The organism is Aliivibrio friggae (genome assembly GCF_057368515.1).
Genome location: NZ_CM170648.1, coordinates 1 through 15,718 on the forward strand (window position 1 = coordinate 1; position 15,718 = coordinate 15,718).

At 41.2% G+C, this 15,718-nt stretch carries 13 protein-coding genes; 11 read left to right on the forward strand and 2 right to left on the reverse strand.

Annotated features, from left to right (window positions below):
• The 5 genes from dnaA (at position 1) to ibpA (ending at position 6,933) form a co-directional block, all read left to right on the forward strand.
• Complete coding sequence (gene dnaA / locus AC2INI_RS00005) at positions 1-1,410, forward strand: chromosomal replication initiator protein DnaA (RefSeq protein ID WP_122033437.1); 1,410 nt, start codon at positions 1-3, stop codon at positions 1,408-1,410.
• Between the two features lie 31 nt (positions 1,411-1,441).
• Positions 1,442-2,542: a DNA polymerase III subunit beta gene (dnaN, locus tag AC2INI_RS00010; protein ID WP_122033436.1), complete on the forward strand. Its 1,101-nt coding sequence runs from the start codon at positions 1,442-1,444 to the stop codon at positions 2,540-2,542.
• A gap of 14 nt (positions 2,543-2,556) precedes the next feature.
• Entirely contained in the window at positions 2,557-3,636 is a 1,080-nt protein-coding gene (recF, locus tag AC2INI_RS00015) for a DNA replication/repair protein RecF (protein ID WP_486305041.1), read from the forward strand.
• Between the two features lie 17 nt (positions 3,637-3,653).
• Complete coding sequence (gene gyrB / locus AC2INI_RS00020) at positions 3,654-6,071, forward strand: DNA topoisomerase (ATP-hydrolyzing) subunit B (protein ID WP_122033434.1); 2,418 nt, start codon at positions 3,654-3,656, stop codon at positions 6,069-6,071.
• 427 nt (positions 6,072-6,498) lie between these two features.
• Positions 6,499-6,933 carry a small heat shock chaperone IbpA gene (ibpA, locus tag AC2INI_RS00025; protein WP_017020776.1) on the forward strand — a complete coding sequence of 145 codons (435 nt, stop codon included), beginning with the start codon at positions 6,499-6,501 and terminating at the stop codon, positions 6,931-6,933.
• Between the two features lie 212 nt (positions 6,934-7,145).
• Here ibpA and AC2INI_RS00030 read toward each other — a convergent pair whose 3' ends face one another.
• Positions 7,146-8,393 (reverse strand): valine--pyruvate transaminase, encoded by a 1,248-nt coding sequence (locus AC2INI_RS00030; protein WP_486305042.1) that lies wholly within the window; start codon positions 8,391-8,393, stop codon positions 7,146-7,148.
• Between the two features lie 218 nt (positions 8,394-8,611).
• On the opposite strand from AC2INI_RS00030, the gene glyQ reads away from it, so the two are divergent.
• The 4 genes from glyQ to AC2INI_RS00050 all read left to right on the forward strand — a co-directional run bounded on the left by glyQ (position 8,612) and on the right by AC2INI_RS00050 (position 13,809).
• Complete coding sequence (gene glyQ / locus AC2INI_RS00035) at positions 8,612-9,544, forward strand: glycine--tRNA ligase subunit alpha (protein ID WP_060993456.1); 933 nt, start codon at positions 8,612-8,614, stop codon at positions 9,542-9,544.
• A 2-nt stretch (positions 9,545-9,546) separates the two neighbouring features.
• On the forward strand, positions 9,547-11,628 hold the full coding sequence (gene glyS / locus AC2INI_RS00040; protein ID WP_486305043.1) for a glycine--tRNA ligase subunit beta: 2,082 nt from the start codon (positions 9,547-9,549) through the stop codon (positions 11,626-11,628).
• Between the two features lie 144 nt (positions 11,629-11,772).
• A complete protein-coding gene (locus tag AC2INI_RS00045; protein WP_486305044.1) occupies positions 11,773-13,398 on the forward strand; it encodes an alpha-amylase in 1,626 nt (541 codons plus the stop codon).
• A 150-nt stretch (positions 13,399-13,548) separates the two neighbouring features.
• Positions 13,549-13,809, forward strand: coding sequence for a hypothetical protein (locus AC2INI_RS00050; RefSeq protein WP_122033429.1), 261 nt, complete (start codon positions 13,549-13,551; stop codon positions 13,807-13,809).
• Between the two features lie 60 nt (positions 13,810-13,869).
• On the opposite strand, the gene tusA is transcribed toward AC2INI_RS00050, so the two are convergent.
• Entirely contained in the window at positions 13,870-14,121 is a 252-nt protein-coding gene (gene tusA / locus AC2INI_RS00055; RefSeq protein ID WP_486305045.1) for a sulfurtransferase TusA, read from the reverse strand.
• Positions 14,122-14,306: 185 nt separating this feature from the next.
• Here tusA and AC2INI_RS00060 point away from each other — a divergent pair, with 185 nt between their 5' ends.
• Positions 14,307-14,498, forward strand: coding sequence for a hypothetical protein (locus tag AC2INI_RS00060; protein ID WP_446702811.1), 192 nt, complete (start codon positions 14,307-14,309; stop codon positions 14,496-14,498).
• Positions 14,499-14,659: 161 nt separating this feature from the next.
• Entirely contained in the window at positions 14,660-15,601 is a 942-nt protein-coding gene (locus AC2INI_RS00065; protein ID WP_446702812.1) for a LysR family transcriptional regulator, read from the forward strand.
• The last annotated feature ends 117 nt before the right edge of the window (positions 15,602-15,718 follow it).

Sequence of the window (15,718 nt, forward strand, 5' to 3'; positions counted from 1 at the left end):
GTGTCTTCATCGCTTTGGCTGCAGTGTTTACAGCGCCTTCAAGAAGAATTACCTTCCGCAGAATTCAGCATGTGGGTTAGACCACTGCAAGCTGAATTAAATGACAATACCCTTACGCTATTTGCGCCGAACCGCTTCGTATTGGATTGGGTTCGTGATAAATACCTAAATAGCATTAACTCATTATTAAATGAGTTCTGCGGTAGTGATGTTCCTACTTTACGTTTTGAAGTAGGAAGTAAGCCTGTATCTGCTCCACTAGAGCCAAAAAGAACGGCTGCAGATGTTGCTGCCTCAACTTCAGCTCCTGCACAGCTTCAAGCTCGACAATCAGTGAATAAGCCATGGGAATCTCAGGGAGCTGAGCCTGCGTCTGCTGATTTAAATCACCGTTCTAATGTTAACCCTAAACATAAATTTACTAACTTCGTTGAAGGTAAATCAAACCAGCTTGGTTTAGCTGCTGCTCGCCAAGTCTCTGATAACCCAGGAACGGCGTATAATCCACTTTTCTTATATGGTGGAACTGGCTTAGGTAAAACCCACTTATTGCAAGCGGTTGGTAATGCGATTCTTGAACGTAAACCAGATGCTAAAGTGGTATACATGCACTCTGAACGTTTTGTGCAAGATATGGTTAAAGCACTGCAAAATAATGCGATTGAAGAATTCAAACGTTATTACCGCAGTGTTGATGCATTGCTTATTGATGATATTCAATTTTTTGCGAATAAAGAGCGTTCGCAAGAAGAGTTCTTCCATACCTTTAATGCGCTATTGGAAGGCAATCAACAAATTATTCTGACATCAGATAAATACCCAAGAGAAATCAATGGGGTTGAAGACCGTCTTAAGTCTCGCTTTGGTTGGGGTCTTACGGTTGCGATTGAACCGCCAGAATTAGAAACACGTGTTGCTATCTTAATGAAGAAAGCAGAAGATCATCAGATTCATCTGGCCGATGAAGTTGCCTTCTTTATTGCAAAACGTTTACGCTCAAATGTGCGTGAATTAGAAGGGGCGTTAAACCGTGTAATTGCCAATGCAAACTTTACTGGTCGCGCAATTACGATTGATTTTGTACGTGAAGCTCTTCGAGATTTATTAGCGCTTCAAGAAAAGTTAGTCACGATCGATAATATTCAAAAAACCGTTGCTGAGTACTACAAGATCAAGATGGCGGATTTACTTTCTAAGCGTCGTTCTCGTTCTGTTGCTCGTCCACGTCAATTGGCGATGGCGTTATCAAAAGAATTAACCAACCACAGCTTACCTGAGATCGGTGATGCATTTGGTGGTCGAGACCATACAACAGTACTTCATGCTTGTCGTAAAATAGCGCAATTACGTGAAGAGAGTCATGATATAAAAGAAGACTACTCTAACTTAATCCGAACGTTATCATCGTAAGTCATTATCTACTTTTAAATAAACGAGTATTATGAAATTTTCTATTGAACGCAGCTTGCTATTAAAGCCACTGCAACAAGTATCTGGTGCCCTAGGTGGCCGTCCATCATTGCCAATCTTAGGTAATATCTTACTTCAGGTAGAAAATGGTCAACTTTCAATGACCGCAACCGATTTAGAAGTAGAGCTGATCAGTCGAATTACTCTGGAAGGTGATTTTGAAGCGGGTGCCGTGACGGTTCCATCGCGTAAGTTCCTAGACATTTGTCGTGGTTTGCCTGACAGCGCAACGATTACTATTATATTGGAAGGCGATCGTGTATTAGTTCGTTCTGGCCGCAGTCGATTCACATTGGCAACATTACCGGCTAATGACTTTCCAAATATTGAAGGTTGGCAGAGTGAGGTAGAAATTACCCTCTCTCAGGCACAGCTTCGCAAGCTAATTGAAAGCACACAATTTTCAATGGCGAACCAAGATGTTCGTTACTACCTCAATGGTATGATGTTTGAAACGCAAGGCAATATCTTCCGTTCTGTAGCAACCGACGGTCACCGAATGGCAGTATGTAATATGCCTGTAGAGTCTGAGCTTCCTGAACAACAAGTGATCATGCCACGCAAAGGCATCCAAGAGCTGGTTCGTCTACTTGACTCACCAGATCAGAGTGTTACTTTACAGTTTGGTAATTCGAATGTACGAGCTGAAGTGAATAATTTTGTTTTTACTTCTAAGCTTGTTGATGGACGTTTTCCTGATTATCGACGTGTAATGCCGCAAAGCAGCAACAAAACATTAGAAGCGGATTGTGATGAGTTGCGCCAAGCATTTGCTCGAGCGGCGATCTTATCGAATGAGAAATTCCGTGGGGTTCGTGTTAATTTAGCGAACAACCAAATGCGTATTACTGCAAATAACCCTGAGCAAGAAGAAGCAGAAGAAATCTTAGACGTTGATTTCCAGGGCGATGATATCGAGATCGGTTTTAATGTTAGCTATGTTATCGATGTATTGAATACATTAAAATGTGAGCGTGTACGAATCTCAATGACAACTGCGAATGCAAGTGCGTTAGTAGAAGATTGCGCTAATGATGAAGCACAATATGTTGTTATGCCAATCCGTCTATAAGATATTAATTATCAATGCCATTATCACGCTTAATTATTAATGATTTTCGCAATATAAAGACGTGCGATATTCAATTATCATCAGGATTTAACTTTGTTACTGGTGCTAATGGCAGTGGCAAAACCAGTGTTTTAGAAGCGATATATTTGCTCGGACACGGTCGTTCATTTAAAAGCTCGTTAACAGGTCGAATTATTCGAAATGACTGTGACGAGCTTTTTATTCATGGACGTTTTACCACTCCAGATAAGTTTGAATTGCCAATCGGCATAAATAAACAGCGTGATGGGACAACTGAAGTTAAAATAGGCGGAGAAAGTGGTCAAAAACTGGCACAATTAGCCAAGGTTTTACCACTTCAACTGATCCACCCGGAAGGGTTTGAATTAGTTACTGATGGCCCTAAATTTCGCCGAGCGTTTATTGATTGGGGAGTGTTTCACGTGGAACCTGCTTTTTATGAAGCATGGAGTCGAGTGAAGCGACTAACTAAACAACGTAACGCATTATTAAAAACGGCACACAGTTATCGAGAGTTAAGCTACTGGGATTTAGAACTGGCGCAATTGGCTGAAAAAATAGATCAATGGCGTGTAGACTACATCAATCACATATCTGAAGCGACTCAACAAATATGTCAGGCATTCTTACCTGAATATGACATAAAGCTGTCATACTATCGCGGTTGGGACAGAGAAACCCCATACGCAGATTTGCTCAAGAAAAACTTTGAGCGAGATAAACAGCTGGGCTATACCGTCGGCGGCCCAAATAAAGCCGACTTACGAATTAAAGTTGCAGGCACTCCTGTTGAGGATGTGTTGTCTCGTGGTCAACTTAAGTTGATGGTATGTGCGCTACGATTAGCGCAAGGACAACATTTAACTGAGGCAACAGGAAAGCAGTGCATCTATTTAATAGACGATTTTGCTTCTGAACTAGATAGCCACCGTCGCCAATTGCTGGCTCAATATTTGAAACAGACGAAGGCACAGGTGTTTATTAGTTCAATAACTGCTGATCAGATTGCAGATATGCATGATGAAGAAAGCAAGATGTTCAAGATAGAACATGGCAAAATAGCCCAAGGATAAAAACGCGAGAGTAACTCATGTCAGAAAATTATGATTCATCGAGTATTAAAGTACTAAAAGGTCTGGATGCGGTACGTAAACGTCCGGGTATGTATATCGGCGACACCGACGACGGTACTGGTCTTCACCACATGGTGTTTGAGGTTGTCGATAACTCAATCGATGAAGCTCTTGCTGGTCACTGTAATGATATTATTGTAACGATTCACGAAGATAACTCTGTTTCTGTTACTGATGATGGCCGTGGTATTCCAACTGAAATTCACGAAGAAGAAGGCGTATCTGCAGCAGAAGTTATCATGACGGTACTTCACGCTGGTGGTAAGTTTGATGATAACTCTTATAAAGTATCAGGTGGTCTTCACGGCGTAGGTGTTTCGGTTGTAAACGCATTGTCTGAAAAAGTTGAACTAACGATTAATCGTAAAGGTGAAATCTTTCAACAAACGTATTGTCACGGTGAACCTCAAGCGCCATTAGCGGTTGTGGGCACAACAGACACAACAGGTACTAAAATTCGTTTTTGGCCTAGTGAGCAAACATTTACAAACGTTGAGTTTGTGTATGACATCTTAGCTAAACGTCTACGTGAACTTTCATTCTTGAACTCTGGTGTGTCTATTATTCTACAAGACATGCGTGAAGAAGATAAATCTGATCACTTCATGTTCGAAGGTGGTATTCAAGCGTTCGTTACTCATTTAAACCGTAATAAAACGCCTGTTCACCAAAAAATCTTCTACTTTGATGCTGAACGTAAAGAAGACGGTATTGTTGTTGAAGTTGCTATGCAGTGGAATGATTCTTACCAAGAGAACATCTTCTGTTACACCAATAACATCCCTCAACGCGATGGTGGTGCTCACTTATCTGGCTTCCGTTCAGCGTTAACGCGTACATTAAATACCTTCATGGACAAAGAAGGCTTTTCTAAGAAAGCGAAATCATCTGCATCAGGTGATGATGCGCGTGAAGGTCTAACGGCGGTTGTTTCTGTTAAAGTTCCTGATCCTAAATTCTCAAGCCAAACTAAAGACAAACTGGTTTCTTCAGAAGTGAAGTCTGCGGTTGAATCGGCAATGAATGAAAAATTAGCTGAATTCTTAGCGGAAAACCCAGGCGAAGCAAAAATGGTTTGTTCTAAAATCATTGATGCAGCTCGTGCACGTGAAGCGGCTCGTAAAGCTCGTGAAATGACTCGTCGTAAAGGCGCGTTAGATATTGCAGGTCTTCCTGGTAAGCTTGCTGATTGTCAGGAAAAAGATCCTGCACAATCTGAACTATACATAGTGGAAGGGGACTCTGCTGGCGGTTCAGCCAAGCAGGGACGTAACCGTAAAAACCAAGCGATCCTTCCGCTTAAAGGTAAAATTCTTAACGTAGAAAAAGCACGTTTTGATAAAATGATCTCTTCTCAAGAGGTTGGTACGCTAATTACTGCATTAGGTTGTGGTATTGGTCGTGACGAATACAATCCGGATAAACTGCGTTACCACAACATCATCATCATGACTGATGCCGATGTCGATGGTTCTCACATCCGTACTCTACTTTTGACTTTCTTCTACCGTCAAATGCCTGAGCTGATTGAGCGTGGCTACATCTACATTGCTCAACCACCACTTTACAAAGTGAAGAAAGGTAAACAAGAGCAATACATTAAAGATGAAGAAGCGATGGGTGAATACCAAATCACGCAAGCGTTAGATAATGCAGCGTTATTTGTTAATCCAAACGAGTCTATCTTTGGTCAAGAGCTTGAGAATTTAATTCGTACCTTTAATGGTGTGGTTAAGTTGATCGAGCGCATGAGTCGTCGTTACCCATTAGCGCTATTAAATCGTTTAGTTTACACGCCTCGTTTAACTCAAGAAGAGTGTGAAAACGAAGCGACAGTTCAAGCATGGACTGAGGCATTAGTTGCTGATCTTAACGAGCACGAAACTGGTGCAAGCCAATACAATCCAGCGCTAGATTTTAACGAAGAGTTAAATATTCACCAGCCTAAGCTTGTTGTTCGTACTCACGGTGTTCAACATGAATACGTATTAAGTGCAGATCTACTGAATTCGAAAGAGTACGGTCGTATCGCTGATTTATCAGAAGCGCTTAATGGTTTGATTGAAGAAGGTGCTTATGCACAACGTGGTGAGCGTAAACAACCAGTAGAAACACTGGATGAAGCGATTGCATGGTTGATCAAGGACTCTCGTCGTGGCGTTTACTTACAACGTTACAAAGGTCTAGGTGAGATGAACCCTGAGCAGCTTTGGGAAACAACGATGGATCCTGATTCTCGCCGTATGATGCAAGTAACGATTAATGACGCAGTAAGTGCGGATGAGTTGTTTACTACGCTAATGGGTGATCATGTTGAGCCGCGTCGTAACTTCATTGAAGAAAACGCATTGCGCGTTGCTAACTTAGACGTATAAATTTTATAATTCTATATTTTGCCAGTTAGTCCTACTTCTGCGTCGAAGGTGCTCACTTATGTTCATAAGCTCCGCGCCTTCTTCTTGAATTAGAACGAACTGACTTCATCTAGAATCATAAATGCTTAAATTGAATATTAAGAAGCACTGCTAATTAGCGGTGCTTTTTTTGTCTGGAATTTGGGGTTTATTTTCGTTTATCGTTCAGTTGGTTAGTGTTTGTTTTGAACGGGAATTGGAAATTTTTTTGGCTATTCTCTTGAAAGTACACTCACTGAGCCGCATATCTAGTTATGAAGAGGATGCCGAAAGGGTCTTTTGAAAATGACTTGTCCAAAATGGAAAGTCTTATAATTTGATAGAGTCAACTAAGGACCCAAGTTTGGGGTAGTTGTGCTCACTATTGCTTAAAGTAAAGGATAGTATTATGCGTAATGTAGATTTCACACCACTGTACCGTTCAGCAATTGGTTTTGATCGTCTTTTCAATCTAATGGAAAATAACACGGCAAAAACAAATGGCGGTTACCCTCCGTACAACATCGAGCAAAAATCAGAACATAACTACCGTATAACTATGGCGGTGGCGGGTTTTGCTGAAGAACAAATCGATTTAACTCAACACGAAAATATGCTGATTGTACGTGGTGAACGTCCTGATGCTGATGAAACTAAAACCTATTTATACCAAGGTATTGCAGAGCGTAACTTTGAGCGTAAATTCCAGTTAGCGGATTACGTGAAAGTGGTGGGCGCAACCATGGAGAATGGTTTACTGCATGTTGATTTAGAACGTGAAATTCCAGAAGCGATGCAACCACGTAAGATTGCTATTAACGGCAGTAATTTACTGGAAAGCTAATAGTAGCTTGGTAAAAGTTTGAAATGAAGGCGCTGTGATAGCGCCTTTTTTGTGTCTGTATTTTATTACAGCGGGTATTAGAAATAGTGATGACTTATTGCTTTGGAATCACCAATGCTGTTTGTCATTGATGCTCATTCAACACTTGATATTGCCATTTGTTGGTGATGGAAAAGCAATGAGTCATAAGCACACAACTCACCGCTTTTTATTTACTCTGAATACGCCTTCAGCACTTCTTCTGCAATGATATCGATGCCTTTTTGCATCATGACTTCATCTTGTACATAGTTCATACGTAAACATTGGTGAGCATGATCCCAGCTGTCGTATTGGCCAATAAAGAAGTATTCCCCAGGGACAATTAAGACACCGCGTGCTTTCAAGCGTTTGTACAGTTCCATTGTGGTGATTGGCAGTTCATTAAACCATAGCCACAAGAAAATAGCGCCTTCTGGTTTGTGAATTCGAAAACGAGGATCGGTAATCGCCGTTTGTAGCATCTTCACGGCAGCTTGAGATTTGTGACGGTAGAACGGCTGTATTACGTCTTCACTTAAACGCAATAAATCACCAGACTCAATCATGTGCAGACCCAACGCTGGTCCCATACTTCCCGGCGCTAAACTGATAATGCCGTTTAGATTGGTCATCGCTTCTGTCATTTTCTCATTGGCAATCACGATGCCACAGCGTAAGCCCGGTAAACCTAATTTAGAAAGGCTCATACAAAGAATGGTGTTTTCATTCCAAAATGGCGTGACTTCTTCAAAGATAATATTCGGGAAAGGGGTGCCATAAGCATTATCGAGAATTAATGGAATATTATTTTCACGCGCTAGTTTATCCAGTTTAATTACTTCATCATCAGTAATTACATTGCCTGTCGGATTTGTAGGGCGAGAAATACAGATAGCGCCAACAGAATCATCAACGTTAAGCTGACTAAAATCGACATGGTATTTAAACAAACCGTTATCGAGCAATTCAATCTCTGGACGATAAGAAATGAAGCTATCAACTTCTAATTCAGAATCCGCATAACCAATGTATTCAGGCGCAAGAGGCAATAAAATTTTCTTTTTAGAGCCATCAGCATAAGTACCTGCTAATAAATTGAATAAGCTAAAAAATGCACTTTGAGAACCATTGGTTAGGCTGATGTTTTTAGAGCTGATATCCCAACCGTAGGTTTCTTTAAGTAAATTAGCCAACGCCTTCACAAAGCTGTCTTTGCCTTGCGGACCATCATAGTTGGCCATTGCTGCTACCAATTCACCTGAATCGAGCATTTTTTGTGAGGCGTCTTTAAAGTAGTCGAGCATGGCGGGAATGCCTGCTGGGTTACCGCCACCGAGCATGATCGCGCCAGGGGTGCGTAGGCCATCATTTAGATCATCCATTAATTGGGTGATTCCGCTGTAACGAGTAAATTTTTCGCCAAATTGAGTAAACTTCATTACGACTACCGTGATAATTAGAGAGTGGATGTACTGATTGTTTTAACAACATACCTCAACACCAAACAGAGATAAAGAGCCAAGATAAGCCCTTATTTCATTGCTTAGGCCGTAAACTCAACGTGATTTTTCATAAAGTGCTTATTTTTGCTACTCCCAAAGGGGTCAGCGAGGTATACTTCTTGGTTATATTTATCAACCATCGCGCGAATTAAATTATGCAAAAATACGATATCAAAACCTTCCAGGGAATGATCCTCGCGCTGCAGGATTATTGGGCACAACAAGGTTGTACGATTGTACAGCCATTAGATATGGAAGTGGGTGCAGGTACATCTCATCCAATGACATGTCTGCGTGCACTTGGCCCAGAGCCAATGGCTACCGCTTATGTTCAACCATCTCGTCGTCCTACGGATGGCCGTTATGGTGAGAACCCTAACCGTCTGCAGCACTACTATCAATTTCAGGTAGCGTTAAAGCCTTCTCCAGATAACATTCAAGAGCTGTACTTAGGTTCTTTAGAAGTGCTTGGTATCGATCCTCTTGTTCATGATATTCGTTTCGTAGAAGACAACTGGGAAAACCCAACATTGGGCGCTTGGGGTCTAGGCTGGGAAATCTGGCTAAACGGCATGGAAGTAACGCAATTCACTTACTTCCAACAAGTGGGTGGTCTTGAGTGTAAACCTGTTACTGGGGAAATCACTTACGGTATCGAACGTCTTGCTATGTACATTCAAGAAGTAGATTCGGTTTACGATCTTGTATGGAATCATGGTCCTCAAGGTGTGGTTACTTACGGTGATATCTTCCACCAAAACGAAGTTGAGCAATCGACTTACAACTTTGAACACGCAGACGTTGATTTCCTATTTGGTTTCTTCGATCAGTGTGAGAAAGAGTGTAAAGAATTGCTTGAGCTTGAAAAGCCATTACCGCTTCCAGCGTACGAGCGCATTCTAAAAGCAGGCCATGCATTCAACCTGTTAGATGCTCGTAAGGCGATCTCAGTAACTGAGCGTCAACGTTACATTCTTCGTATTCGTAACCTAACTAAATCGGTTGCAGAAGCATACTATGCATCACGTGAAGCATTAGGCTTCCCTATGTGTCGTTCTAATAAACCGACAGCAACTGAGGAGAAGTAATCATGGCGAAGAATTTTCTAATCGAATTAGGTACTGAAGAGCTTCCACCAAAAGCGCTTCGTTCATTAGCTGAAGCGTTTGCTGCTAACTTTGAAGCTGGCCTTAAAGCGGCTGACTTAGCACACCAAGGTGTTAAATGGTACGCAACTCCTCGTCGTTTAGCGCTTAAAGTGTCTGAATTAGATGAAGGCCAAGCGGATAAAATTGTTGAGAAACGTGGTCCAGCTATCGCATCTGCATTTGATGCTGACGGTAATCCAACTAAAGCAGCTCAAGGCTGGGCTCGTGGTAATGGTATTACGGTTGAGCAAGCTGAGCGCCTAAAAACAGACAAAGGCGAATGGCTACTTCATAAGCAATCAGTGAAAGGCCAACCGGTACAAGAGCTTGTTGTTGAATTAGCAGCAAAAGCACTGGCTGGTTTACCAATTCCTAAAGCAATGCGTTGGGGTAACTCAGACATTCAATTTATTCGTCCAGTGAAAACACTGACTATCCTATTGGGTGACGAATTAGTTGAAGGCTCTATCCTAGGTGTTGCTTCTGCTCGTACTATCCGTGGTCACCGTTTCATGGGTGAAAGCGAGTTTACGATTGATTCTGCTGACCAATACCCTGCGATCTTAGAAGAGCGCGGTAAAGTAATGGCTGACTACGATGCGCGTAAAGCGATCATCCTTGCTGATGCTCAAAAAGCAGCTCAAGAAGTTGGTGGTACAGCGGATTTAGAAGATGAGTTAGTTGAAGAAGTAACGTCTCTGGTTGAATGGCCTGTTGTATTAACCGCTAAGTTCGAGCAAGAGTTCTTAAACGTTCCTTCTGAAGCGCTAGTTTACACAATGAAGGGCGATCAAAAGTACTTCCCAGTATACGATCAAGAGAAGAACCTACTTCCTAACTTCATCTTTGTTACTAACATCGAATCTAAAGAGCCTCGTCACATTATCGAAGGTAATGAGAAAGTGGTTCGTCCGCGTCTTGCTGATGCTGAGTTCTTCTTCAATACAGACCGTAAGCGTCCGCTTATCGACCGTCTGCCTGAACTAGAGCAAGCTATCTTCCAAAAGCAATTGGGCACAATCAAGGACAAAACAGACCGTATTACTGAGCTAGCTGGCTACATCGCTGAGCAAATCGGTGCAGATGTTGAGAAATCTCAACGTGCAGGTCTTTTAGCTAAGTGTGACTTGATGACATCAATGGTATTTGAATTTACAGATACTCAAGGTGTTATGGGTATGCACTATGCAACTCACGATGGTGAAGATGCACAAGTTGCATTAGCGCTTTACGAGCAATACATGCCTCGTTTCGCTGGTGATGATCTACCAAGTACTGATGTATCTGCATCAGTAGCAATGGCAGATAAACTAGATACACTTGTGGGTATCTTCGGCATTGGTCAAGCACCAAAAGGCTCTGATCCATTTGCACTTCGTCGTGCTGCACTGGGTATCCTACGTATCATCGTTGAAAAAGATTACAACTTAGACCTAGTTGATCTAGTGGCTAAAGCGCAATCTCTATTTGCTCTAGAAGATGGGTCAACTAAGCTAACGAATGCAAACGTAGACACTGATGTGATTGATTTTATGCTAGGCCGTTTCCGAGCATGGTACCAAGATGAAGGTTTCAGCGTAGACATCATCCAAGCGGTACTAGCTCGTCGTCCGACTAAGCCTGCTGATTTTGATAAGCGTGTGAAAGCGGTATCTCACTTCCGTGAACTAGACGCTGCTGAATCTCTAGCGGCTGCGAATAAGCGTGTAGGTAATATCCTTGCGAAATTCGATGGTGAACTAGCTCAAGAAATCGATCTAGCTCTTCTACAAGAAGATGCAGAGAAAGTATTGGCTGAGAAAGTTGAGATCCTAGCTGAAGCACTAGAACCAGTATTTATTGCTGGTAATTATCAAGAAGCATTAAGCCGCTTAGCTGAGCTACGTGAGCCTGTTGATGCTTTCTTTGATGGTGTTATGGTTATGGCTGATGATGAAGCGCTTAAGATTAACCGCTTAACACTGCTTAATAAGCTACGTAACCTGTTCTTAGATATTGCAGATATTTCTCTTCTTCAAAAATAAGAAATAGCTCTATTTCATGAAATGCCTCGCTTTTGCGGGGTATTTTTTTGTCTAGATATCGTATTTTCGAAAATTAGAGGTTAATTATATGACTAACAGTGACTACAATTGATGTTCTTCTTTTTTATTAGGCCGCTGGTTTCGATGAAATTATCTGTGTGTGCAACGTTTATCTCTCTTTCTCTTCTGGCCGGGTGTCAAAGTACCTCGTTACCATCTACGGATAATTCAAACGCTTCTATAACAACTGAGGCTACTTCAGCAGATCAAGCTATTCATAAAGAGACTATATGTCCTTCGTTAGGTATTCAGCCTGTTACAGTGACGGTTTCTGAACTGTGGTCTGAAGGTGATGTTGTTACTGATGCTTATTCTGGCGATATCGCTCAGGTTAAAGATGGCCAGATAACATTAACGCCAAGCCGTCATAGTGGTGGATTACTTTTATTAGAATCTATATCAGTATTAGAATCAGAAAGAGAGAAGATTGGTTTCCAATGGCAGAGCGCCACGTTTTATCATATCGCCACAGATCGTTTTTATAATGGTAATGGTTGGAATGACCACAGTTATGGTCGTCAAACATCAGCTCAAGGCTTTAAAGGTGGTGATATCGCAGGCTTAACGAAGAAGTTAGATTATTTGGCTGAGTTAGGCGTTGATGTATTGTGGCTTTCGACGCCATTAGAACAAGTTCACGGTTGGCTTCCTGGTAAAGATGGAAACACACCAGAATACCCATATGCAGGCGGAGCAACACTAGATTGGACTCAGCTCGATACCAACATGGGTAGCGAACAAGAGATGAGGATCTTTATAGATTCTGCTCATCAATTGGGAATGCGAGTGGTGTGGAGTATTGATACAGCACCTTCCAAGCCAAGCCTTGCCGATTTACAGCAATTTACGGTTCAACCGCAAGATAGTAGTGAACTACCAAGTTATTGGAATGATTGGCAACCAAAAGAAGGACAAAATCTAACTCACTATCTTGATGCATTTAACGATGAGAATGGTCAAATTCCACAGTGGTGGTCTTCTGATTGGTCTGATCTAAAGTATGAAGGAGCCGTGTCGACGCCAGAGTTCTTTATTAATAAACCGACCACAGCAGTGACTCAAGAAAGTAAAAAGAAAGACGCGCTATTAACTCAGTGGGTAACGTCATGGGTGTCTAAATTTGGTATTGATGGGCTTGTTTTATCCCAATCTACACCACAATTAACCAAACAGTTTGAAGCTCAAGGTAGCAAAGCATTTGAAGCGTGGAAGAAAGACAATCAATACAAAGCGCTTGAAGGTTCTTCATTTATTATTGTTGATTTAGAAAACCAAAATCATTTTATTCCTCAAATTCATACTATTGAATCCCAATGCTTACCGTTAAATGAACAAACTAATGCACAAGAGAAAGCGCCAATACATGCACTCACTTGGTTTGATAAAGATAAACAACCAGAATTAACGGCTGACAATTATGCACAGTATCGAGATGCTGCCTCGACCTTGTTACTGTCTAATGGCAGTGTTTCCATCTGGTATGGTGATGAAAGTGCCAAGCCTGGTGACTTATATAGCATGATGAATTGGGAAGATGCGACAGGGCAATATTGGTCTTTGCGTTCTCATTGGAAGAAATTACTCTCTTTTAGAGGGAATCATTCCGCGATAGTACAAGGTGATTATCAAGTCGTTAAACAAGAGCCTTATTACGCTGTTATACGCAAAAATGAATCAGATAAAGTGATGATTGTGTATACGGGGGAATAGAGGTTTGATTGTGATGAACGGTGTCATCAAACTTTCATAAAATCCGAATAAGAGTGTGATACTAGCCACATAGGTTTTGTAATAGAGGTGGTAATCTATAGCTATAATTAGTTGTATTGGTATCTGTTTCTTAAAGGAAAGGAGCTTATCATGACTCGCTTTTTAGCTATCTCACCACAAAGCCAGTGCTATTTATTTACAGTGGCATTAGCACTTAATTTATTAGGAATGGTATTAACCGATATGTGGGTACCCATGGTAGTAGGGGCGATTGTCACTACTGCATTATCTGTGGATGCTTGGGTTCGTGTTCATTATGTATTACCAATGAAGAAAGAGATGCGTAACTTACAGCATGAGATTGAAAATATTCAGAAACAAGTGCGAGACATCAGTACGCAAACTCAATAGCTGTTTGTTTATAATGAAAAATAGCATAAAGGCGACCAATAGAGTCGCCTTTATCATTTCTTACACTGGAAGTCCTTTACGAATTAAAAATCGGTAAGGGAGCGTATCTGTGTCTTCTGCAAGTAGCTCATGATCCATAAAGCGACAAAAACTTGGAATGTCGCGAGTGGTGGATGGGTCATCCGCTTTGATCAGCAAGGTGTCACCATCTTTCATCTGTCGAATCGTTTTTCTAACCATCATTACTGGTTCAGGACAGCGTAATCCTTCCGCTTCTAGTATTTGGGTCGCGCTATCAAAGTTGATGGTCATCGTTGTATCTCTTTACAGTTAAAGGCGACCAAGATCATACTGCTGTAAAAAAAATAATCAATACTCATTGGAAAAGAACTGGAAAGAGCGTAAATTGGTTGGTAACAATATTTTAACATTGGACGGTTATTTTATTGTTTTAGCTACTCTTAGCTATAGATAGAAAGCAACAGAAGGATCGCCATATGCTTACTCAAATAGATCGCTTAACTACTTATTGTGTACTTTGTCTTGTTACGATTTGCTCCTTAGTACTACGAACTCCTGAAAATATCAGTTTATTTCCTTTAATCAGCCTTGCCTCCGTTATGATCGCACTGACGATTGAGTTAAAAACATGGTCAGAAAGTGAAGCCGCAGAAGAAAAAGATTACTAGAAACCCCCTTAATAACTAATAATTACACTACTCACCAACTTTCCCGTCTCTTTGTCGTTCTTGAATCTAACAAGATATGAATAAATTGCGGGATTTTTTTTATCCTAAAAAACGTTACACTAGAAAAACCGCTTAGGGTATTTCAGATGCAGGTTTAAGTAATGGAATTAGAAGAAGTTTATCGCCGTGATTTAAATTTACTCATTGCTCTTCGAGTCTTATTAGAAGAGAACAGTGTTAGCCAAGCCGCTCTTCGATTGAACTTGAGTCAATCAGCAATGAGTCGGGTATTGGGACGATTACGAGACTTACTGGGTGACCCATTATTTACTCGCCAAGGTCAGCATTTAGTCCCAACTCAAAAAGCCTTAGAGATTAATGCGCAGATAAGCCAACCGTTGGAGTCCTTACGTCAATTACTCACGCCGAGTGACTTTACACCTATGTATTGTGATCAGCATTTTTTAATTGCGACCACCGATTATGCGATGCAAACGATCCTGCCTTACGCACTTCCTAAGATTTACGAACAAGCGCCGAACATATCATTGGAGTTTACTTCTCTTAATCATGAGAACTTGTTTAAACAGCTGAGTACTGAAAAAGTGGATATGGCGATATGTCGTCCAATTGGTTCTGTTTCTCCACTAAAACAAGACGTATTGGGACAGGTTGGGGTGCTGTGTTTGTTATCTAAGAACCATCCCCTTGCAGGATCAGCACTGACTCTAGATGATTATTTATCATTACCTCATGCCATGATAGCGATCAGCGATGGCGTAAAAGCATTATTAGATACGGCATTACTAGGTCAAAGAGAAAGAAGACAAGTACTTAGGGCGTATCACCTAGAAGCTGCGTTGGCCATTGTTGATAAAATGCCATTAGTGATCACAGTTCCTGCGGATCTCGCTTACTTGGTTGCTGAAAGATATGATCTTGTGATTAAACCATTACCGTTTGAATTTACCCCATTTGATTATTCACTTATCTGGCATGCACGCTGCGATACTTCTCCAGCCCAAGCGTGGTTAAGAAAAGTGGTAAAAGAAGAGTGTGGTAAATTGATAGAAAAACGTATTGAAGACATTGGTTTTGTATAAGAAGAATATCCAGCTATCGTTATGTAAAGCATAAAAAAGGCAGCGATTAGGCTGCCTTGGTTTACTGATGTTTTCACATTAATACTAAGCTAGGTAGGGCTTAGTATTAAATTCTTT